The 22,048-nt window shown below is 60.5% G+C and carries 19 protein-coding genes and 1 pseudogene; 5 read left to right on the forward strand and 15 right to left on the reverse strand.

The window, feature by feature from the left end:
• The first annotated feature begins 222 nt into the window (after positions 1 to 222).
• Positions 223 to 1,098, forward strand: a complete 876-nt coding sequence (locus tag NXC14_RS12195) for a D-alanyl-D-alanine carboxypeptidase family protein (RefSeq protein ID WP_085778357.1) — start codon at positions 223 to 225, stop codon at positions 1,096 to 1,098.
• A 35-nt stretch (positions 1,099 to 1,133) separates the two neighbouring features.
• Here NXC14_RS12195 and NXC14_RS12200 read toward each other — a convergent pair whose 3' ends face one another.
• The 7 genes and pseudogenes from NXC14_RS12200 to NXC14_RS12230 all read right to left on the reverse strand — a co-directional run bounded on the left by NXC14_RS12200 (position 1,134) and on the right by NXC14_RS12230 (position 9,059).
• A complete protein-coding gene (locus tag NXC14_RS12200; protein ID WP_085780087.1) occupies positions 1,134 to 2,387 on the reverse strand; it encodes a sensor domain-containing diguanylate cyclase in 1,254 nt (417 codons plus the stop codon).
• Positions 2,388 to 2,526: 139 nt separating this feature from the next.
• The gene (gene istB, locus NXC14_RS12205; protein WP_085777969.1) at positions 2,527 to 3,261 is read right to left on the reverse strand and encodes an IS21-like element helper ATPase IstB; all 735 of its coding nucleotides are present in this window, start codon (positions 3,259 to 3,261) and stop codon (positions 2,527 to 2,529) included.
• Positions 3,203 to 4,760 (reverse strand): annotated as a pseudogene (gene istA / locus NXC14_RS12210) (IS21 family transposase). The gene istB and the pseudogene istA overlap by 59 nt, the downstream one beginning before the upstream one ends.
• Positions 4,761 to 5,026: 266 nt before the next feature.
• Positions 5,027 to 5,638, reverse strand: a complete 612-nt coding sequence (locus NXC14_RS12215) for an ABC-type transport auxiliary lipoprotein family protein (protein WP_085778358.1) — start codon at positions 5,636 to 5,638, stop codon at positions 5,027 to 5,029.
• 25 nt (positions 5,639 to 5,663) lie between these two features.
• Positions 5,664 to 7,034: an MlaD family protein gene (locus NXC14_RS12220; protein ID WP_085778359.1), complete on the reverse strand. Its 1,371-nt coding sequence runs from the start codon at positions 7,032 to 7,034 to the stop codon at positions 5,664 to 5,666.
• An 8-nt stretch (positions 7,035 to 7,042) separates the two neighbouring features.
• Complete coding sequence (locus tag NXC14_RS12225; protein WP_085778360.1) at positions 7,043 to 7,888, reverse strand: ABC transporter ATP-binding protein; 846 nt, start codon at positions 7,886 to 7,888, stop codon at positions 7,043 to 7,045.
• Between the two features lies 1 nt (position 7,889).
• Positions 7,890 to 9,059, reverse strand: coding sequence for an MlaE family lipid ABC transporter permease subunit (locus NXC14_RS12230; protein WP_198175444.1), 1,170 nt, complete (start codon positions 9,057 to 9,059; stop codon positions 7,890 to 7,892).
• 97 nt (positions 9,060 to 9,156) lie between these two features.
• Between NXC14_RS12230 and dgcA the strand changes: the two genes are divergently transcribed.
• Positions 9,157 to 10,140: an N-acetyl-D-Glu racemase DgcA gene (dgcA, locus tag NXC14_RS12235; protein ID WP_085778362.1), complete on the forward strand. Its 984-nt coding sequence runs from the start codon at positions 9,157 to 9,159 to the stop codon at positions 10,138 to 10,140.
• Here dgcA and NXC14_RS12240 read toward each other — a convergent pair.
• Positions 10,092 to 11,309, reverse strand: coding sequence for an MFS transporter (locus NXC14_RS12240; protein WP_085778363.1), 1,218 nt, complete (start codon positions 11,307 to 11,309; stop codon positions 10,092 to 10,094). The genes dgcA and NXC14_RS12240 overlap by 49 nt on opposite strands.
• Positions 11,310 to 11,474: 165 nt before the next feature.
• Positions 11,475 to 12,287, reverse strand: a complete 813-nt coding sequence (locus NXC14_RS12245; RefSeq protein ID WP_085780088.1) for a UDP-2,3-diacylglucosamine diphosphatase — start codon at positions 12,285 to 12,287, stop codon at positions 11,475 to 11,477.
• A gap of 274 nt (positions 12,288 to 12,561) precedes the next feature.
• On the opposite strand from NXC14_RS12245, the gene NXC14_RS12250 reads away from it, so the two are divergent.
• On the forward strand, positions 12,562 to 12,894 hold the full coding sequence (locus tag NXC14_RS12250) for a hypothetical protein (protein ID WP_085780089.1): 333 nt from the start codon (positions 12,562 to 12,564) through the stop codon (positions 12,892 to 12,894).
• Positions 12,895 to 13,076: 182 nt separating this feature from the next.
• Positions 13,077 to 13,826 carry a phosphoglycerate mutase family protein gene (locus tag NXC14_RS12255; RefSeq protein WP_085780090.1) on the forward strand — a complete coding sequence of 250 codons (750 nt, stop codon included), beginning with the start codon at positions 13,077 to 13,079 and terminating at the stop codon, positions 13,824 to 13,826.
• Between the two features lie 65 nt (positions 13,827 to 13,891).
• Here the strand turns inward: NXC14_RS12255 and NXC14_RS12260 are convergent, their stop codons facing one another.
• Positions 13,892 to 15,331, reverse strand: a complete 1,440-nt coding sequence (locus tag NXC14_RS12260; protein WP_085780091.1) for an FAD-binding oxidoreductase — start codon at positions 15,329 to 15,331, stop codon at positions 13,892 to 13,894.
• A gap of 232 nt (positions 15,332 to 15,563) precedes the next feature.
• Here NXC14_RS12260 and NXC14_RS12265 point away from each other — a divergent pair, with 232 nt between their 5' ends.
• Positions 15,564 to 17,876 carry an NADP-dependent malic enzyme gene (locus NXC14_RS12265; protein WP_085778364.1) on the forward strand — a complete coding sequence of 771 codons (2,313 nt, stop codon included), beginning with the start codon at positions 15,564 to 15,566 and terminating at the stop codon, positions 17,874 to 17,876.
• 77 nt (positions 17,877 to 17,953) lie between these two features.
• Here NXC14_RS12265 and NXC14_RS12270 read toward each other — a convergent pair whose 3' ends face one another.
• From NXC14_RS12270 to NXC14_RS12290, 5 genes are all read right to left on the reverse strand, one after another.
• Positions 17,954 to 18,808, reverse strand: coding sequence for a transporter substrate-binding domain-containing protein (locus tag NXC14_RS12270; RefSeq protein WP_085778365.1), 855 nt, complete (start codon positions 18,806 to 18,808; stop codon positions 17,954 to 17,956).
• Between the two features lie 33 nt (positions 18,809 to 18,841).
• Positions 18,842 to 19,609: an ATP-binding cassette domain-containing protein gene (locus NXC14_RS12275; RefSeq protein WP_085778366.1), complete on the reverse strand. Its 768-nt coding sequence runs from the start codon at positions 19,607 to 19,609 to the stop codon at positions 18,842 to 18,844.
• Positions 19,606 to 20,346 (reverse strand): ABC transporter permease, encoded by a 741-nt coding sequence (locus NXC14_RS12280; RefSeq protein WP_085780092.1) that lies wholly within the window; start codon positions 20,344 to 20,346, stop codon positions 19,606 to 19,608. Before NXC14_RS12280 ends, NXC14_RS12275 begins: the two co-directional genes overlap by 4 nt.
• Entirely contained in the window at positions 20,346 to 21,068 is a 723-nt protein-coding gene (locus tag NXC14_RS12285; RefSeq protein ID WP_085778367.1) for an ABC transporter permease subunit, read from the reverse strand. Before NXC14_RS12285 ends, NXC14_RS12280 begins: the two co-directional genes overlap by 1 nt.
• Positions 21,069 to 21,149: 81 nt before the next feature.
• Entirely contained in the window at positions 21,150 to 22,004 is an 855-nt protein-coding gene (locus NXC14_RS12290; RefSeq protein ID WP_085778368.1) for a transporter substrate-binding domain-containing protein, read from the reverse strand.
• Positions 22,005 to 22,048 lie beyond the last annotated feature (44 nt).

A 22,048-nucleotide genomic window follows, 5' to 3' on the forward strand; every position in this document is an offset into this window, starting at 1 on the left:
ACCAAAACCTAATCGATTTCAGGTACATCCCTCGCAGCCGTATCGACCATGATCGGCCTCTGCCCCAGTCGTCATATATCCGGAGGCCGAGACAAAAGGTATCATCTGTGGATGGGCCTTTTTTTGTTGCCCCCTACCTTCATTCCGTCACAAACTTTTTCGATCCGCTTGCGTTAAAGCCAACGGCTCCTCGGCCGCGTAACGAAAGAGACAGCAATACCGATGACCACGACGACATCCCGGCTTCTTGCCATCGCGCTTTCGTCCACCCTGCTGATGGGCGCTTTCATCTCGGCTGAGGCCGGTCAGGCAAGCTTTGTGATTGATGCGCAATCCGGTCAGGTCCTTGAAGCCTCCAACCAGGACGATCTCAACTATCCCGCGTCGCTGACCAAGATGATGACGCTTTATCTCGCCTTTGAGGCGCTGCACGAGGGACGTCTCAGCTGGGACCAGAAGCTAACCATGTCGGAAAATGCCGAGAGCAAGGAGCCCTTCAAACTCGCTATTGGCGCCGGCCGCCAGGTGACGCTGCGTGAAGCTGTCGAAAGCATCGTGGTATTGTCCGCCAACGATTCTGCCGTGGCGATCGCCGAACATCTCAGCGGCTCCGAACAGACCTTCGCCAGAACGATGACCGACAAGGCGCACCAACTCGGCATGAACGACACGGTTTTCAAGAACCCTTCGGGCCTGCCTGATCCGGAGCAGGTCACCACGGCGCGTGATATGGCGACACTGGGCGTCTCGCTGATGCGGGACTTCCCCGAGGAGTTCAAGCTCTTCTCCATGCGCGGCTTTAAGTTCCGGGGCATGAAACTGCGCGGCCACAACAATCTGATGTACCGCTATGACGGCGTCGATGGCATCAAGACGGGCTATACCGATGCCTCAGGCTACAATGTCGTGACCTCGGCGCTGAAAGATGGCCGCCGCGTCGTCGGCGTCGTCATGGGTGAAAAGACTGCAAGCCTGCGCGACGACAAGATGGCGAGCCTCCTCGACAGCACGCTGCCGTCATCGCCCACCGCCACCGCCTCCACCACGCCAGGCAGCCAGCCTGCAGCGACGATGACGGATGCGCAGCCGACGAAGTAACCGGCATGCGACGTTGAAGGATGGCGACAGTTTTGCTACCGAAAAGCCACTTCCAGGTTTTGCCGGTCTTGCGCGATCACTCGGCAATTGGTTTCGAAACCTTCGCCCTTGATGGCAAGAGTGAATTCCGAGGGGATGCCCGCCGTATTCGAAACCGAAATGCCTGCGCTCTCCGCGCCGATCGATTTGACGGTGCAGTCGATAGTCGAGCGCCGGTCGTTAAATAGGATCGAACCTGCCTTCAGCACGCGCCGCCGCGCGCCAATGGCGTGATCGGCGTGAATGGAACTCCATGAGACGCAGCGATTGCGCCCGCCCTGTTTTGCCTGATACATCGCCGCATCCGCTTGAGCGAGCAGTGTTTCGATGTCTCTGCTGACGATAGATAGCGCCGAAGTTCCGAGGCTTGCCGTGACGGTCAGCGAGCCGTGATCGCCGAAAATGACCTGCGAGGCGATGGCGGTTCTGAGTTTTTCGGCGACGGCGGCCGCTCTCTCCCGATCGACATGCGGCAGAACGACGGCAAATTCCTCACCCCCGATACGGCCGAACAAATCACCGGCGCGAAGGGTCGCCCTGCAGATCGATGCGACCGACTTGAGAACCGCGTCACCTGCGGCATGCCCGTACCCATCGTTCACCTTCTTGAAATGATCGATGTCGAAAACGATGCAGGACAGGTCATGCTGATGCCGCAGCGCGAGGGAAATCAGCTGATCGGCTTCCTGCTTGAAGGCTCGCCGCGTCATAGCCTCGGTCAGGCTGTCGGTAGCGGCAGACTGCATGAGTTCGAGGCGGTCCATCGCTGCTCCCGCCAATTCTTCGAGAATACAAAGATCTTTGCTGCCGAACGATCTGGGCCGGCGATCGATGGCGCACACGGTTCCAATCATGTGGCCGGCCTTCGTTCTGAGCGGAACGCCGGCATAAAAGCGGATATGGTCCGCGCCGGTGACAGCAGGATGCGTTGCAAAGCGCAAATCCTTGCTGGCATCAGGAACGATGACAGGCTCGTCACAGTCCACCACGTAGCGGCAGAATGTGTCTTCGAGCGAGACCTCGTCGCCCGACATGCCGGAACAGGCCTTGTACCATTGCCGGTGCGCATCGATCAGCGACACGATGCCGATGTCGACGGAAAATACCTGCTTTATAAGGCGGACGATTCGCTCGAAGCCTTCGTCCTTGGGCGTGTCGAGCAGATCGAGTTGCTGCAACGCTGCCAGCCGTTCCTTTTCTCGCTGAACCGCTTCAGATGACGACTTTCCGAATACTCGTGCGACCACCATGTCAATCGGCGTCCAAAATTCACCCCTTATCGGCATCCAATTTTGACCCCCTTGGTGGTGTAGATCAGCACTTGGCCTGCCCGGCGCTGGCCGGGGTTGCAGAGGGTAGGCCAAGTGCGGGTGATGATCGTCTTCGGCTTTAGCTTTGAGAGCGGTTCTTGAAGCGCCAGGACTCGTTTCCGGTTTCGACAATCTCGCAATGATGGGTCAGACGATCCAGAAGTGCTGTCGTCATTTTGGCGTCGCCGAACACCGTCGGCCATTCGCCGAACGCCAGGTTCGTGGTGACGATGATCGACGTGTGTTCGTAGAGCCTGCTGATCAGATGGAACAGGAGCTGACCGCCTGCCTGGGCAAATGGCAGATAGCCGAGTTCGTCGAGGATGATGAAGTCGAGACGGTTGAGGTAGTCGGCCGTCCGACCTTGCTTGCCGCTGCGCGTTTCCGTTTCCAACCGATTGACCAGATCGACGACGTTGAAGAAGCGCCCGCGTGTTCCGTTGCGGATCAGTGCACGGGCAATCGCGATGGCGAGATGGCTCTTCCCGGTTCCGGTGCCGCCGACGAGGACGACGTTGCGTTGATCGGCGACGAAGGTGCCGGTGGCCAATTCCCGCACCAGGGATTCATTGACGGGCGTATCAGCGAAGTCGAAGTCGTCGATGTCTTTGGCAAGCGGCAGCTTGGCGATGCTGAGCTGGTAGCGAATGGAGCGTGCCTGCTTTTCGGCGATCTCCGACTGCAATAGATCGCCGACGATGCGGGGCGGTTCGTGCTGCCGCTTGATGCCGTTACCCATGACCTCGTCGTAAGCGCTACGCATTCCATAGAGCTTCAGCGTGCTCATGAGTTCGAGAACCTGCGTGCGTTCCATCAACTTGCCCTCCTGAGGCTGTCATAGCGTGCGCAGTCGGCGACCGGTTCATGGGTCAGACGCAGCGCATCCGGGGTTTGCAGAGCTGCGGCCGGAGCCGGATCACGGCTGCGGGCCAGAATATTGATGATCACCGAGGCCGAGCAGACGCCCTGATCCAAAGCCTCCTGGCAGGCAGCATCGACAGCCGCCAGACCGTCCGCCGGAACGCAGCCGAGGATGGTGACCATTTGCCGATCACCGTCATAGACGCTCTTCAGCCGCCTGCGCACTTTCTCCATCGCTGCGGGCAAAACCCATTCGCGGAAAGGCGCCCCGTTGCGCAAAGCGCCAGGTTTGCGAGCTAGAACAGGTACATAATGCCAAGGATCGTAGATCGTCTCGCCACGACCAAAGCAGCGCTGATGCTCACCGACGTTCACCCCGTCCTGCCTGATGACGATCTTCTCGGCATAGGCGTGAACCTCGACAGGGCGGCCGACCGCCGTTGAGAGGACGGAGTATTTGTTGTTGTCGAAGCGGACGGTGCAGGTCTTCGACACGGAGGCCGGGACGCAGTGGAAACCGTCGAACGGTCCAACGTAATGCACCAGGCTGCCGCGCTCCTCCTCGAACACCTGCCAGATCATCCGCTCCGTCTGCTCGGGATGGCGATGTGCCTTGGCGTAGGCGATGCATTTATCGAGCAGCCAGACGTTCAGCTCTTCCAGGCTTTTGACGCGAAGGCGTGGGGTGAAGAAGCGTTCGCGCACGAGACCAACCTGGTTCTCGACCTGTCCCTTCTCCCATCCGGATGCAGGCGTGCAGGCAACGGGATGGACCAGATAGTGGCTGCACATCTGCAGGAAGCGGCGATTGTATTGTCGCTCCTTTCCAACGAACACCGCTTCGACCGCCGTCTTCATGTTGTCGTAGATGCCGCGCGTGCAGGTGCCACGGAAGAAGGCGAAGGCCTTGTCATGCGCGTCGAACACCATCTCCTGGCTCTCGCGCATGTAGGCCCGGACAAACATCATCCGGCTGTGGCAGAGCCGGACATGGGCGACCTTGACGGTCGTCGTCACGCCGTTGACCAGAATGATCTCGTGGCTCCAGTCGAACTGGTAAGCCTCACCTGGAGCGTAATAGAGAGGCACATAGGCTTCCGCCGTCACTGCTCCCCGGTTCTTCGCCCAGGTCTTGGCGTATCGCCGGATCGCGTCATAACTGCCATCGTAGCCGAGTGCCCGAACCTCCTCGTAAATCCGGATCAACGTCAGCCGCTCGCGCGACGGCTTGCCCTCATTGGCTGTCAGAAACCGCTCAATCTCCGCCTTCCAGGCTCCGATCCTTGGCAACGGTTGCCGTTCTCGTTCATAGGTAAAATCCGTCTCGTCGGAACGCAGTATCTTGCGAACCGTGTTGCGCGACACATGAAGTTCCCGGACGATCTTCTTCACGGACCAGCCCTGCACATGGAAGGCCCGTCGAACACGCGCAATCGTATCCACTCGCTTCAACTCCCGCTCCATCCGCCGCTAAAAGCCGGATGGTCAGATGAAATCTGAGGGGGGTCAAAATTGGACGCCGATTACCCCGCCAAGGGGGTCAAATTTGCACGCCGGAACACACCACCATGCAGCATGCCTCCTGACAGCGCTAACACGACGCTTTCCACAAATTCATGAATAAATTTAATACGATGAACGCCTCAACCTCGTGGCGCCAATATTTTTTCCGTATCGGCCACCCTTGATTTCCAAGCCGCACCTGCGAAAACGCAATCTCAGATTGCGCGCAGCGTCCAGCCGACGATCTCCGACACCACCGTCGAAAAGGCGCGGTCGAGACCCTTGACGAAGCCCACGTTGTCGCCGCCGGCCGGCGTCATGGCGCGGAACACCTTCTGGGCGCGTACCGAGCCGTTTCGGTCGTTGAGAATTTTGGCGGAGATTTCGACCACCGCCTGGTTGCCGCTCGAGGCGTCGATTTCGAATGCGCGGATATCGGTGACGATCTGGTAATCGATCGCCAACCCCTGCCCCGGCATGCCGACGCCGCCGAGCTTTCCGGAATTCTCGAAGGCCTCGACCAGTTTCGATTGCACAATGCGCGGCAGCTTATCGCCCCACTGCGCCCGCGACAGATACTGGATTTCCGACGGCGAGACGCGGATAACGATCTGATCGCTGTCGAGCGATCTGAGTGCCGTCGGGCCGGCAATCAGGATCTGGCGGGATTTGGCAGCAGGTCCATCGCCATCGACGGCCGCAGAGAGATCATAGGTATCGTTCTTGGCTGAAGTGCCACAGCCCGACAGGATCAACGCAGTCAGCGGCAGCGCGATCGCCGTTCCCCTGATCCACGAACGGCGCGACAACAGATGCGATGCGACCATACTGGGCTACCCCTGACTTTCCCTGTTAACGCCGCGTCCGGCCGTCGTACTGTTTGACCGTGTCCCCGCCGAAGATCAGGCGTTGCGGATTGCGGTCGAAGTTGCTGATCGTATCGTTGAGATTGCTCACGGTTCCGCGCATGTCGTTGATGAGGGTCTGCACGTCGCGCAAGCCGCCGCTCGAGAATTTCTGAAGATTATCGGCGATCGGACCGATTCGCGAGTTCAGATTATCGGCCACCTTCTTGAAGGATTCCAGCGTATCGCGCGCCTCGGCGAACAGCGATTGCGTGTTGTCGGTTCCAAGCAGCGCATCGACCTTGATGAGAATGCCGTCGATGCGTGTCGAAGCCGAATTCAGCTTGTTGGCAAGCTGCGACACGTCCTGAATCGTCTGGTCGATATCTTTCTGGCGCAACGAAACCGTATTGGCGACGTCGCGGATCGAGGCGACTGCCGCACGCGCATCCTTTGTGGCTTGCGAAATATCGTCGACCGAACCCTTGATCTTCGCCGGGTCGATCTGGGCGACGAGCGTATCGACGCGGTCGAGCGTTGCCTGCGCCTGCTTGCCGAAATCGTTGAAGGTGGTGGCCGTCTCGTCGAACTTCTTGATCGCGCCCTTGAGATCGCCTGAGGCATCAGCGACATTGGCGGTGATCTTCTCGGCATTGGAGACGATATTGTCGACCTTCTTCGCGTCGACGGCCCTGACCAGCGATTCCACCGCCTGAAGCGTCGAATCGACACGCCCGGAAACCGCCTTCACCGTGTTGGAGAGCTCACCGACGCTCTGCAGGAAGGCGTCGATATTGCCGGAATTCTTGGCCAGCGCATCCGAGAAGGTTTCGGCATTCTTGAACGTCTGGGTCAGCGGAGCACGCGAATCTTCGATGAAACCCTGAAGTTCGCCAACCGCGTCATTGGCGCGATCAAGGATCTTATCGGCGGTCGCCAGAAGATTGGTGACGCTCGACTGGTCGGCGACGATGACGGCGCGTTTGCCGTTTTCGATTGCATGTTTAAGGATACTCTCCTCACCCTTGCGGCCGCCCGACAGTTCGATATAGGCGGCCCCCGTCAGGCCCTGAATTTCGAGCGCGGCCTTGGTGGAAGGGTAGATCGGTGCGTCCGTGCGCACCTGGGTGAAGGCCAGCGAATATTGCGGATCGTCGGCATCGATCGACAGCGTCTGCACCGAGCCCACCTGGATACCGTTAAAGCGTACCGGCGAGCCGACGCTGAGCCCGTTCGCCGAGCCGGGAATACGCACGATCAGCTCCGTCATCGGGCCGCCACGGCCATATTCGGCCATCCAGTAGACGAAGCCGAATGCGGCCGCGATCACCAGCACCGTGAAAAAACCGACAATCGTGTAATTGGCTTTGGTTTCCATCTATCCGGTCACTTCCCGCCGCTGCCGTTGCCGTGCCGCGCGCCATTGTCCTGCGGCACGATCGACCGTGCTCGCTTACCTCTAAAATAGGCCTGCACCCACGGATCGTCATAGGCCAGCATGTCGTCGATCGTGCCTTCCACCATTACCCGCTTCTTTCCGAGCACGGCAATACGGTCACAAACCGAAAACAGGCTGTCGAGGTCGTGCGTCACCATATAGACGGTCAGTCCGAGACTATCGCGCAGGTTGGCGATCAGTTCGTCGAATTCGGCTGCGCCGATAGGGTCGAGACCGGAGGTCGGCTCGTCCAGGAAGACGAGCTCCGGATCGAGCGCCAGCGCGCGGGCAAGAGCTGCGCGCTTGATCATGCCCCCTGAGAGTTCGGACGGGTATTTGTCGGCGGCATCGGCCGCGAGGCCCACCATGCGAATCTTCAGATGCGCCAGCTCATCCATTAGCGAGTGCGGCAGATCGAGATATTCGCGCATCGGCACCTGGATGTTTTCCTTGACAGTCAGCGACGAAAACAATGCGCCCTGCTGGAAGAGCACGCCGAGCCGCATGTCGAGCGCGTTGCGCTGCGGCTCGTTGAGCTCGTCGAAGTCCTGGCCCAGGATCTTGATCGTGCCGGAGCGGCGCGGCAGCAGCCGCAGCACCGTTCGCATCAGCACCGATTTGCCGGTGCCCGAAGCACCGACGAAGCCGAGGATCTCACCGCGATAGATATCGAGATTCAGTTTGTCGAGCACCACCTTGGAGCCAAAGGCGACGGTGACGTCGCGCGCCGAAAGCACGACATCCCTGCCCCGTCCTTCGCTTTCGATTGGCTGCTCGTCCACCCTGCCCGCCATACTAGAAGTTGATCGCTGCATAGAACATCGCAAAAAGCCCGTCCATCAGGATGACGACGAAAATCGCCTTCACCACCGAGGCCGTCACGTGCTGGCCGAGCGACTCCGCACTGCCACCGACCTTCAGCCCTTCGACGGCGGCGACGATGCCGATGACGAGCGCCATGAATGGCGCCTTGATCATGCCCGACAGCACGGTTGACAGCGTAATCGCCTCGTGCAGTCGCGCCAGGAAATTGGCGAAGGTGATACCGGAGTAGCCCCAGGCGACGACCGCAGCCCCCGCCAGCGAAGCGAAATTCGCCAATACTGTCAGAAGCGGCAGCGCGATGGTCAGCGCCACCAGCCGCGGGAAGATCAATACGCCGATCGGGTTCAGCCCCATCACCTTCAGCGCGTCGATTTCCTCGCGCATCTTCATCGAGCCGATTTCAGCCGTGATCGCGCTGCCGGAGCGCCCGGCGATCATGATCGAAGTCAGCAGCACGCCGATTTCGCGCAGCTGCAGAATGCCGACCAGATCGACGACGAAAACCTCCGCCCCGAAATAACGCAGCTGGAAAGCGCCCTGCTGGGCGATGATCGCGCCGATCAGAAACGACATCAGCAGGATGATCGGAACGGCGCGAACCCCCATATGATCGATCTGGTTGACGATGGAGGCCGGCGAGACGCCACTGCCGCGGCCGAGCTTCATCTGAGCGCCGCGCACCGCCGAACCCAGGATATACATCGAGGCAGCGAGATTATCCCAGATATCGTAAGTCATCTTGCCGATCGGCGCCAAGATGCGCGCGGCAAGCGAGACCTTCTCCTTCTGTTCCGGCTCCGGTTTGGCCGGTTCCTCGGAAAACATCTCCAGCATTTCATCGATATGCGGATTGGTGCCGACGAAGCGCACCGTGCGCCCGGCTGCTTCCTCATCCTTCTTTAGGCGGCAAAGAAGCCAAATGCCGGCGGTATCGATCTCCGATATATCAGAGAGGTCGAGCGTCAGATTGCCGGTCTTCTCTCGCCGAAGCTTTTCGAAGTCGCGCAGCACAAGATGCACATAGGCGCTGCGCCAATTGCCGCTGAGACGAACATGCTGCCCCGAACCATCTGGCCGGTCGTCCACTTGCAGTGAGGCGGCGTTGCGATTCTCGGCGTTCAAGATACTTGTGTCTTTCAAGGCTTACGGCGACATTGCCGACTCGCGAAGCGGATCGCCGCCGGCGCGTCAATATACAGAAGCAACGTCCAATTTCCATGCTCGCAGGATAGCAATAATGCCGCGCACCCTCGATATCCAGATGAATTCCTTTCCGATTGCCGGGACCTTCACCATCTCGCGCGGCGCAAAGACTAAGGCCGAGGTCATTAGCTGCGAAGTCACGGAAGAAGGCGCGCAAGGGCATGGCGAATGCGTGCCCTACCGCCGCTACTGCGAGACCATGGAGAGCGTCTTGGCCCAGATCGAGGCAGCGCGCCCGCTGATCGAATCCGGCATTTCGCGCGACGACCTCTTGTCGGCGATGACGCCGGGTGCCGCACGCAACGCCGTGGATTGCGCTCTCTGGGATCTCGAAGCAAAACGGACGGGCCAAACGGTCGCCGCCCGCCTCGGCCTCACGGCGCTCAAACCGCTCACGACAGCCTACACCATCTCGCTCGGCGAGCCGCAAGTGATGGCCGCGCAGGCGCGCGAACATGCCGGTCGCGCTCTGCTCAAGGTCAAGGTGGGAACCAGCGACGATGAAAGCCGCATCCGCGCAGTCCGCGCGGCCGCACCCGATGCTGCGATCATTCTCGACGCCAATGAGGGCTGGCCGGAGGCGGTGCTGGAACGTCATCTGCAGATCGCCGCGGAGGCGGGCGTTGCCCTCGTCGAGCAACCGTTGCCGGCAGGCCGCGATGCGCTGCTTGCCGAAATCCGCCGCCCGTTGCTCGTCTGCGCCGACGAGAGTGTGCATCACACCGGAGACCTCGCAAGCCTTGCCGACCGTTATGATGCGATCAATATCAAGCTCGACAAGACAGGCGGCCTCACCGAGGCCTTGGCGATGAAGGCCGAAGCGGTGAGGCTCGGCTTTTCGATCATGATCGGTTGCATGGTCGGGACTTCGCTTGCGATGGCGCCAGCCGTGCTGCTCGCGCAGGATGCCGATTTCGTCGATCTCGACGGCCCGCTGCTGCTTGCCCGCGACCGCCAACCCGGCCTGCGCTACGCCGCTTCCCTGGTCTTTCCGCCGGAAAGCACCCTCTGGGGCTGAAGATAGTAGGCTGAGATGACCAGCCCGAGGCCGGAAAGCGCGACGAGCGCCATGACGTAATAGCTGACAAAGCCGAGCCAGGCGTAGAGGTAGCCCGAAGCGATGGTCATCAACCCCATCGCCATGCCGACATAGAAGAAATAGGCGCCCTGCGCCGAGGCCTCCTGCGTTTCCTGCACCGTCGCCACGATTCTCCGCTGCACGCCGGTATGCACGAAGGCATAGGTGAAGCCGTGGAAACATTGCAGCAGGAAGAAGCCGGCAAAGCCGGCATTCATGGGAAACAGGATCCAGCGGCAGACGCTGATGGCGCAGCCGAAGCGGATCAATGTCCAGGCATTGAAGCGCCGATTGAGACGCTTCGATAGAAAGAACACCGTCACCTCCGAAGCAACGCCGGCGCTCCAGAGCAAGCCGACCTCGGTGCCGGAAAAGCCGAGCTGATGCCAATAAATCGAGGAAAAAGCATTGAGCACCGCGTGGCTCGACTGCTGGATGGCAACTCCGATCAGGAGCAGCAGCAAATGTGGTTCGCGCAACCCGCTGCCGGTGGCGGCCGGCAGGTCGATCGGCTGGCCGCGCCGCCGTGTGGGCCCGATCCGCGGACAGAAGATCGCCATCGCCACCATCATCGTGAAGCCGAACACCATGACGACGAGCACCATGCCGCCGCCCCCCCGGCCGATCAGCTGACCGCCGAGGAGCGTCGAGACGATGAAGGCAATCGAGCCCCATACGCGCATCGACCCATAATCGAGCCCCCAGCGGCGCACGCCTGAAATGACGATCGATTCGACCACGGGCACATAGGGCGCAAAGGTGGCGCCCTGCAGCGCGAAGATGATTGTCACCGGCCAAAAGCTGGTCGTCCAGTAAAGCGCGATCGCCGTCAGCAGCGACAGGCCACCCGACCAGAGCAGCACGGTCGAGCGCTCCTTCATGCGGTCGGCGATCATGGCGACGACAGGTGCTACCAGGACTCGAACCACCATCGGTATGGCGAGAATAATGCCGATTTCACGGTCACTGAAACTATGGGTTTGCAGCCAAACCGGGAAAAATGGCAGCACGACGCCATTGACGAGCAGCGGCGCGCAATAGGACAGCGCGCTGAGCAGCCGGAAGCGCGGCGGCGCTCCCTCACCCGAAGAATGTTGAGCGGGAATCATCGGTGGACCTGAAGGAAACTAGATGTTTTCCTAACACACCACCCCGGGGCGCGACCATTGCGAGAAATAGCCGTCCGGAAACGTTTTAGAAAATAAATTGGGCCTGTTACCTCGCGGTAACGGCTAAATTGCCGGCGAGCCGCCGCGACTGCGACGGCTGTAAAATCACGCTGCCTGCGCGGCGAGTTCCGCCTCTTCGAGACGCTCGACTGCGGTAAGCGCCGGCACTGCGCTAGCAAGCGCTCGCCAGGTGATCAGCTCGAACGTGCCGTCCTCATGCTCTGCAACCGCTGTGCAGCTTTCCACCCAGTCGCCAGTGTTGATGTAGCGGATGCCGTCCATCTCCTGGATGACGGCGTGGTGGATGTGGCCGCAGATCACCCCGTCGGCTCCGCTCTTGCGCGCCTCTTCAGCCACGACGCGTTCGAACTCGCCGATGAAATTGACCGCATGCTTGACCTGCAGCTTCGCCCAGGCGGAAAACGACCAATATGGCATGCCAAGGCGACGGCGGACGGCGGCGAGCAGGATGTTGATGCGGATTGCCGTATCATAGGCCCAGTCACCGAGATAGGCGAGCAGGCGGGCGTTGCGGACAACGACGTCGAACTCGTCGCCGTGCAGGATCAGGTATTTCTTGCCGTCCGCGCCGTCATGCATCATGCGCTCGACGACCTCGATGCCGCCGAAATGCATGCCCGGGAAGTCGCGTAGGAATTCGTCGTGATTGCCGGGGATGTAGACGACGCGCGTGCCCTTGCGCGCCTTGCGCAGCAGTTTCTGGACGACGTCGTTGCAGACCTGCGGCCAGTACCAGTTGCGCTTCAGGCGCCAGCCGTCGACGATGTCGCCGACGAGCACGATCGTATCGGCTTCGTGGTAGCGCAGGAAATCCAGCAGGAAATCAGCCTTCGCGGCCTTCGAGCCGAGATGCACATCGGAAATGAAGAGCGTGCGGAAATGTCTGGGTTCCATCATGTCTGTCACGAACAGTGCTCGTGCCCCATCTTTCATCTAGCCTTCCAAAACCAGACTCGTGTTTCAGGAAGATGACAAGCTGGGGAAAAGCCCTGCCAACCCGCCGTTCCGTCTGGATGGTAAACGCAGATCCCATCGTTACGAAGCTCGCAATAGCGACATCGGAAATCCGATTATCGCAATTTCTCCCTGCGAGGTCCTGGGCCTTTCCCGCATGCCGAGAATCAAATTAACAGCAGCTGCCGATCAAGGCGTAACCTGGAGGATATTGATGATGCGCGCCCGAACCGCGACAATAATGATTTCTATGGCACTGCTTGCCGGCTGTGCACCGACGCAGCAGGACTATGATGCAACAGTAACGCTGCTGCAAGGCAGCGCGAGAGCGAGAAACGAGTTCGTCAAAGTGTGCACAAAGGATTTCGATGCAAATGCGCGGCGCGCCGCGGGGATCGTGACAAACGTTTCCGACAATGACGCTCCGAGAATCGCCTGTCAGCGATATCTGACGGCAGCGATCTCCGGTCGCGCTACGTATCAGGATCTGCTCGACATCAAGGCTCACCGGTTTACGCCAAAACTCATCAAGATCTTCCAGGGCCGCTAATAGCCCGGAAGACGCTCTCTCGCTTCTCGATTTGGAACTGAGTGACCAAGATCGACGGGCCAAGCGGATTGGGGGCAAGCGGCGACCAGACGCTACGCCCCTTTTCGGCTGGCAATATTGCCCTGCCGATCGAGCGCGTTCATGATGACAACGATTCCATGTCCGACAAAGCGGGATGGCCGATGCGTCTCTTTCTCGTTCGCCACGGCGAATCCCTCGGCAACATCAACGAACAGGCCTACCGCCAATTCGGCGATCATAATGTGCCGCTGACTGAATGGGGCTATCGCCAGGCGGCTGAGGCAGGCGCTGTCATCGCTTCGTACCTCAAAGGGCTGCCGAGCCAGGGATTCCAGAAGCTGCATATCTGGTATTCGCCGTTTCTGCGCACGCGCCAGAGCAAGGATGCGCTGCTCGAAGCGCTGCCGGAAAACTTCGTCGGCGATGTCAGGGAAGATTATCTTCTGCGCGAGCAGGATTTCGGCCTCTTCACCGAAATCTACGACCGTGCCGAGCAGAAGCAGAAATTCCCCGAGGAGTTCGAAAAATGGGCGAGGCTGCGCAACAATAGCGGCAAGTTCTATGCGCGGCCGCCGGACGGCGAAAGCCGGGCGGACGTGGCGCAGCGGGTGCGTCTCTTCCTTCAGACCGTCATGCGCGAGGCCGAAAACGGCGACCACAACGTCGCGATCGTCGGCCACGGGGTCACCAACCGGGCGATCGAAATGAATTTCCTGCACCACTCCGTCGACTGGTTCGAGCGCTCCGACAATCCTGGGAATTCCGACGTTACGCTGATCGAGGGAACGCGATTGCAGGGCTACGACACGATACCGCTGCACCAGGCCGCCGACCGGCAGCCGGGACAGGAGAACCAACTGCGCGATGCCTATGGCGCTGACGTGACGATGACGCCGAAGCGCGGTGGGTAAACCGCTCCCCACAAGGGACCCTTGTGGGGAGCGGTTTTGGGCGGGGTCTTCTACGCTTCATCTATTCAAGCAGCTCGGACCGCCGCCATCGGCTTCACATTCTGATTCATCCGGAACAAATTGTTCGGATCGTAGCGCAGCTTGATTTCCGAAAGGCGCGCATAATTAGCCCCGTAGGCCATTTCGACCCGGTCGGTCTCGTCCTCAGGCATGAAGTTGATGTAGGCAGTGCCCACAGCATGCGGCTTGGTTGCCTCGAAAAGTTCGCGCGCCCAGCCGATGCAGTTTCCGTCCATCTCGGTTTCCCGCCAGCGTGCATGGACATTCATGACGAAATGCGAACTGCGCTGTGGAAATGCCGTGGCTTCGGTCGGCACGCGGCCGGCGGCGCCGCCGACATGGCCGATGAATATTTCGCATTCCGGCCCTGGCAGCTTCCGCACGGCATTGATGAGAACCTCGATCGCCGCATCGGAAAGGGAGGCGAAATCCTGGCTCTTCCAATAGTTACGGGCGCCGGGCGTTAGAAGCGGGTCGAATGCCTGCTGCCAGCCGATGAACGGCATCGGGCCGACAATGTCGGCGATCGGCTTTCCGATCCCGCGCAACCTCGCCGCCGCCTTTTCGCCCGCCGCCATGTCCCCGCAATAGCACATAGCAAGCACGACGATTTCCTTGCCGTGCCAATCGGCCGGCAGGAACGGCAGCGGCGGCGCCTGGCGCATCACCACCCAGCAGGTCAGCTCGTCGGGTGCTGTTTCCAGCGCCTCGCGATATTCCCTGAGAACGTTTTCCGCATCGGCGAAGGGATGCACGACCAGTCCGGCGAAAACTTCGGGCTGGAGCGGGTTGAGCTGGAATTCGAAGGAGGTCACGACGCCGAAATTGCCGCCGCCGCCGCGCAGCGCCCAGAACAGGTCCGGCCGCTCCGTCTCGCTCGCCTTCACCAGTTCGCCGTTGGCCGTCACCACATCGACCGAAATCAGATTGTCGAGGGTCAACCCGAATTTCCGCGTGAGCCAGCCGAAACCACCGCCGAGCGTCAGGCCGGCTATGCCGGTCGTGGAATTAATGCCGGTTGGCAGTACCAGTCCGAATGCTAGCGTTTCCTTGTCGACGTCGCCTAGCGTCGCGCCCGGCTCGATCCTGGCGCGGCGCGTCTCGGGATCGACCCGCACCGATTTCATCGGCGACAGATCAATGACGACGCCGCCCTCGCAGACCGCGTTGCCGGCAATGCCGTGCCCGCCGCCGCGCACCGAAACGAGCAGATTGTTGTCGCGTGCAAGGCGCACCGCGCGCACGACATCAGCCGCCCCTGCACAGCGCGCAATCAGACCCGGCCGGCGATCGATCATCGCATTCCAGATCGCCCGCGCCTCACCGTAATTCATGTCTTTGCTGGTCAGGAGACTGCCGCGAAAACCGGCGGCAAACGCATCCATGGCCACGTCATTAACCATCGTCTGACCCCGTTGCAGGGTCGTGAGGTTCAAATTGTCCATGATTTCCTCCATGCGACCGGCGCCCCGCACCGTCGCGGCGGCATTTTGCGCTTGCAGGCGGCATCAAACAAGTTTCCAAAAGGATTAGTACCGGCGCCGATACTCGGCCGGCCCGTGGTTCCGTGGGACATGCCCCGCGCGAAAACTTCTACCATCCCTCATTTCCATACTGTCGCACGTATCCGATTGATGTATGGAGAAACTCCAGAAAAAGACGTGCACGGAGGCGGCAATGGATCACCAGGATAAATCCAAGACGGACAAGAACGCACCGGGCGGCGATCTCGACGAACAGGCGCTGTTTTTCCACCGCTACCCCCGCCCCGGCAAGCTGGAGATCCAGGCGACCAAGCCGCTCGGCAACCAGCGCGACCTGGCGCTTGCCTATTCGCCGGGCGTTGCCGCTCCCTGCCTTGCCATCCGTGACAACCCTGAAATGGCGGCCGAATATACCTCGCGCGCCAATCTCGTCGCCGTCATTTCCAACGGCACCGCCGTGCTCGGACTCGGCAATATCGGCCCGCTCGCTTCCAAGCCTGTCATGGAGGGCAAGGCCGTGCTCTTCAAGAAATTCGCCGGCATCGACGTTTTCGACATCGAGATCGATGCGGCGAGCGTCGAGCAGATGGTTTCGACCGTCTCATCGCTGGAGCCGACCTTTGGCGGCATCAACCTGGAAGACATCAAGGCGCCGGAATGTTTCGAGGTCGAGCGGCGCCTGCGCGAGAAGATGAAGATCCCGGTCTTCCACGACGACCAGCACGGCACGGCGATCATTGTCGCCGCCGCTATCCTGAACGGGCTGGAACTCGCCGGCAAAGCCATCGAGAACGTCAAGATCGTTGCCTCGGGCGCCGGTGCTGCCGCCCTTGCCTGCCTCAATCTGCTGGTGACCCTCGGCGCCAAGCGCGAAAACATCTGGGTCCACGATATCGAAGGCCTCGTCTATGAGGGCCGCACCGAACTGATGGACGAATGGAAGTCCGTCTATGCCCAGAAGAGCGACACCCGCACGGTCGCCGAAAATATCGGCGGCGCTGATGTCTTCCTGGGTCTCTCGGCCGCCGGCGTGCTGAAACCGGAGCTGCTGGCGCAAATGGCCGACAAGCCGCTGATCATGGCGCTCGCCAATCCGACTCCGGAGATCATGCCGGATCTCGCCCGCGCCGCCCGTCCCGATGCGATGATCTGCACCGGCCGCTCGGACTTTGCCAACCAGGTCAACAACGTCCTCTGCTTCCCCTACATCTTCCGCGGCGCGCTCGATTGCGGCGCCGAGACGATCAATGAGGAAATGAAGATGGCGGCCGTGCGCGCCATCGCAGCGCTTGCCCGCGAAGAACCCTCCGACGTCGCTGCCCGCGCCTATTCCGGCGAGACCCCAGTCTTCGGGCCCGACTATCTGATCCCTTCCCCTTTCGATCCGCGCCTCATCCTGCGCATCGCCCCTGCCGTCGCCAAGGCCGCCGAACAGAGCGGCGTCGCACGCCGTCCAATCCAGGATTTCGACGCCTATCTCGATCAGCTGAACCGTTTCGTCTTCCGTTCCGGCTTCGTCATGAAGCCGATCTTCACGGCGGCAAAGGCCGCCGAGCGCAAGCGCGTCATTTTCTCAGAAGGCGAGGACGAGCGCGTGCTGCGCGCCGCCCAGGTGCTGCTTGAGGAAGGCTTGGCCAAACCGATCCTGATCGGCCGCCCACAGGTCATCGAGACACGCCTCAAGCGCTACGGTCTGCGCATCCGGCCATTGCAGGATTTCGAGGTCATCAATCCGGAAGACGATCCGCGCTTTCGCGAATATGTCGATCTCTATTTCTCGCTCGTCGGCCGCCGAGGCGTCATCCCGGAAGCGGCCCGCACTATCGTGCGCACCAACACCACCGTCATCGGCGCGCTGGCGCTGAAGCGCGGCGAGGCCGATGCGCTGATCTGCGGCCTCGAAGGCCGTTACGAGAAACACCTGCGCGACGTGCGCCAGATCATCGGCAAGCGCACGGATGTCCGCGATTTCTCAGCCCTCAGCCTGATGATCTCACAGCGCGGCGCCACCTTCTTCACGGACACCTACGTCACCTTCAATCCGAGCGCCGAAGAGATCGCAGAGGCGACTGTCATGGCTGCCGAGGAAATCCGCCGCTTCGGCATCACCCCGCGCGCCGCCCTCGTCTCGCATTCAAACTTCGGCTCACGCGAATCCGAAAGCGCCACGAAAATGCGCAATGCCCTGCAGCTCGTGCGCGATGCTGCCCCGGATCTCGAAGTCGACGGCGAAATGCACGGCGAGAGCGCGATCACCGAAGCGCTGCGCAAGCGCGTCATGCCGCACACCACGCTGCACGACGAGGCAAACCTGCTCGTCTTCCCCAACCTCGACGCCGCCAACATCACGCTCGGTGTGATCAAGTCGATGACCGACGGCCTGCATGTTGGCCCGATTCTGCTCGGCGCCGCCATGCCCGCGCACATCCTCGCGCCGTCGGTTACCTCGCGCGGCGTCGTCAACATGGCAGCGCTCGCCGTCGTCGAGGCATCGCAGCCGGCATAAGCCGGCATTGCGACCAGAAGATTCACGGATAACCAGCACTCGCCGAGATTTCGCAAGTGCTGGCATCCAGCCGCGTTTTACCTCGGCGTTACGTCAAAGCCGAACCACTTCTGCGATAGCTTGACGATCGTGCCGTCTGCTTTGGCTGCTGCGATCGCCTCGTCGAACATAGATTTGAGTTTCGTATCCTCCTTACGCAGACCAACTGAGCTTCCACGCCCAAGCATGCCGCCCTGGAAACGATGGCCAGTGACGATGAGGTCCTCGTTGCCCGGCTTTGCCGCCGCTGTCGAAAGATATGCCATGGACGCCATGACGAGGTCGACGCGACCGGCCTTAAGATCGAGATCGTGCTGTTCCGTCGTCTTGTACTCACGGACATCAACGACGCCCTTCAAATATTTGTCGAGGAAGCTCGCGGCGATCGATGCAGTCTGCACGCCGACTGTCTTACCCTTGAGCAACGGCTCGATCTGCTTCAGCGCGGCCACCGCGCCAGCCTCATCGGTGGCGAGCGAAAATACCTCGCCCTTCAAAGGCAGATTTGCGAGCGGGGAGTCTTTCAATGTCGCAAAGGTCTGACCCGTCGTGCCGTAGGAATCGCTGAAGGCAATGACCTCCTCGCGCTTGGCGGTTGCAGACATCCCCGAAACGATTGCGTCGAACTTTCCAGCGTTAAGAGCCGGGATCATGCCGTCAAAAGGCTGGATCACGGTCGTGCATTCGACCTTCATATGAGCGCAAAAATACTTGATCAGCTTTTCGTACCCGTCAAGGCTACCGTCTGCCTTGGTGAAGTTCCACGGCCGAAACGCTCCCTCGGTCGCAATCGTCACATGCGTCCAGTTCTTCTCCTCGGCGCGTGCCGCCGTCGAAACGGCTAAGCTGGCGACCATAGTGATCGCGGCCATGATTGCGGTCAGGTATTTCATACTGAGTTCCCCTTCTTGATTGAGCTTGATGACCTATTGATTGATGAACTGGCGGAAGCGCTCCGACTTCGAATTCGAGAAGACATCCTGAGGTTTGCCCTCTTCCTCGACCACGCCCTTATGTAAAAAGACGACGCGGCTGGAGACGTCGCGCGCAAATCCCATCTCATGTGTGACGACCAGCATGGTGCGTCCTTCTTCCGCCAAGGCGCGCATGACGCGTAGGACCTCTCCTACAAGCTCCGGATCGAGCGCCGATGTCGGTTCATCGAAGAGCATCACCTTTGGATGCATGGCGAGGGCGCGGGCAATGGCGGCGCGCTGCTGCTGGCCGCCGGAAAGATGAGCGGGATAGAAATTGCGTTTATCGGCGATGCCGACTTTGGCCAGCAGCGCTTCAGCTTCGTCGATGCATTCGGCGCGTGAACGGCGCTGAACATGGATCGGTGGCTCGATAAGGTTTTCGAGGACCGTCTTGTGAGACCAGAGATTGAAACTCTGGAACACCATTCCGAGCCGAGAGCGGATACGATCGACCTGCTTTCGATCCGCCGGGCGGTGCACACCGCCGGCGTTGCGCTGCATCGAGATCGTTTCGCCGGCGACAGTCACTTCACCCGAATCCGGCGTTTCCAGCAGATTAATGCAACGCAGGAACGTCGATTTCCCGGAACCCGACGAGCCGACAATGGAAACGACATCGCCTTCCAGGGCATCAAGCGAGATGCCCCTGATGACCTGGAGAGGTCCGAAGCTCTTGTGCATGTCGCGCACGCTGAGTGCGATCTGTGTGGCCGTCATCGATGCTCTCCTGCAGGGGTCGCTATGGTGCTGCTCTCTCGGCTGACGGGAACGGGAGCGCGCAAATGCGGGCTAAGCCTGTACTCGGCGAATTGAATGAGACGCGTCAGCAAGAAATTGAGGGCGAGGTAGATGGCCCCGGAGACGACGAAGACCTCGATTGCCCGGTAGGTCTCGGAGATGATCTTGGCGGCGACTCCGGTTACCTCCATCAGCGTAATGATCGAGGCAAGTGACGTCGCCTTGACCATCGATATCATCTCGTTGCCGTATCCGGGCAATGCCTGCCGGATTGCCAGCGGCAGGACGATCCGGCGAAACAACAGGAAGCGATGCATGCCGCAAGCGCGGGCAGCCTCAACTTGCCCGTGCGGTACCGAGAGCAGGCCGCCGCGAATGATCTCGCTGGCGTAGGCGGCTGTATTCAAGGTCAGCGCCAGCACCGCGCACCAGTAAGGATCGCGGAGAAACGGCCAGAAGACGCTGTGCCGCACGGCTGGAAACTGGCCGAGACCGTAATAGATAAGAAATATCTGCACCAACAGGGGCGTGCCGCGGAAGATGAAGACATAGAGCCGCGCGAACCAATCGAGCGCGGCAACGCCGGAGAGGCGGGCAAGCGCCAGCAACAGGGCCAGAATGGCACCAAGGCAGATCGATGTCACGGAAAGCTCGATCGTCAGCGGAATTGCGGCGACCAGGCTCACAAATGTTTCGTTGAGAAACTGCCAATCCATCATCCGCTCCTCCCCACGCCGCGCGACAGGCGCCGCTCCGCCTGCTGGAGAAGGATGCTCGAAACTGTCGAGATCATCAGATAGATCGCGCCGGCCATCAGGTAGAAATCGAATGGCAGCCCGGTCGATCCAGCGCCGACCTGCGCCTGGCGCAGGAGTTCGGCAACACCGGTGATCGATACCAGTGCCGACTCCTTCAGGACGACCTGCCAGACGTTACCGAGACCGGGAAGCGCGTGACGCAGGGTCAGCGGCGCAACGATCCGCCGCAGGCGAAGCCAGCGCGGCATGCCGCAGGCAATAGCCGCCTCGATCTCACCCGGATGGACCGCCCTGAATCCACCTCGCAGCACTTCCGTGAACTGAGCGCCGGAGGTGACGCCCACGGCGAGGGAGCCGGCAAGAAAGCCCGGAAAGCCGAGGAAACCTTCGGCGCCGAAAAGCCGGCCGACCGCCGTAACCACGGCGCTGCCGCCGAAATAGAAGAGGTAGATGACCAGCAGATCGGGAATGCCCCGCAGCACCGTCGTATAAGCATCGGCGGCCGCGCGAGCAAAACCGTTGCCGGCAATCTTGGCCCATGCCCCAAGGGTCCCGATGCAGGCGCCGACGGCATAGCCGGCGATTGCAACAAGGATGGTCATCCAGGCTCCGGCCAGAAGAGCATGGCCCCAGCCATCCGCACCGAAGCCGGCAAGCTCAAAAAAACCAGGCTGGCTCATAATGCTGCTCCGGAAGAGCATGTTTTTGCAGCAACTGACATTGTCATAGCCTCTGCTGAGCATGATGCGCCGAAAAGGCGCTTAGGGAGCGTCAAAGGTCGGTGTCAGGTTGATCTTGCTCCATTTTTCCGAGAGCTGCCTGATCGTGCCATCCTTGGCGGCTTGCCTGATTGCGTCATCAAATTTGGCCTTCAGATCGGTCTCGCCCTTGCGCATGCCGAGTGCGACTTCGGTAGCCAACATCGCGCCTTTCACCAGCGGGCCGGACATCATCAGATCGTCATTGCCGGGCTTGCCGAGCACGGAGGTTTCATAAACGCCGCTATCGAAACCTGCATCGATGCGCCCGGCCTTCAGATCGAGATCGCGCTCGCCGGAATTCTTGTAGGCGCGCACTGTTACGTCGGATCCGAAATAGGCGTTGATCAACTGCTCCTGGCTGGTCGACTGGACCACGCCGACCGTCTTGCCTTTGAGGGCTTCGCCGATCGCGGCCATCACCGGATCTGCCTTGGACTTGTCGTTCAAATTCAGCCGCTCGCCGGCCATCGGCAGAGGGGACACCGGCCCGTCCTTCAGAAGCAGGAAGCTCGCGACCCCGCTCGCGTAGGGCACGGTGAAATCGACCACCTGCTTCCGCTTCTCGTTAATGCCGAGAGTCATCACCAGATCGAATTTTCCAGCATTGAGGCTGGGGATCATCGCATTCCAATCGCCTGCGATGAGTTCGCAGTCGGCTTTGGCGCGTTTGCACAGGTCATTGATGAGGTCGACGTCGAAGCCGGCCAGCTTGCCGCTGGAATCCATGAGGTTCCAGGGCGGGAAAGCCCCTTCGATGCCGACCTTGACATGCGTCCAGTCCTTGGCGCCGGCAGCGAATGAAGTCAGGAAGGCAATGGCGCCGAACAAAACGGCAGGCAATTTTCTATTTTTCATTTTCTGTTCCCCTTTCGGCGGCCAAATGGCCACCTGTCAGTTCT

The sequence above is a fragment of the Rhizobium sp. NXC14 genome, from assembly GCF_002117485.1.
Classification (GTDB): Bacteria; Pseudomonadota; Alphaproteobacteria; order Rhizobiales; family Rhizobiaceae; genus Rhizobium.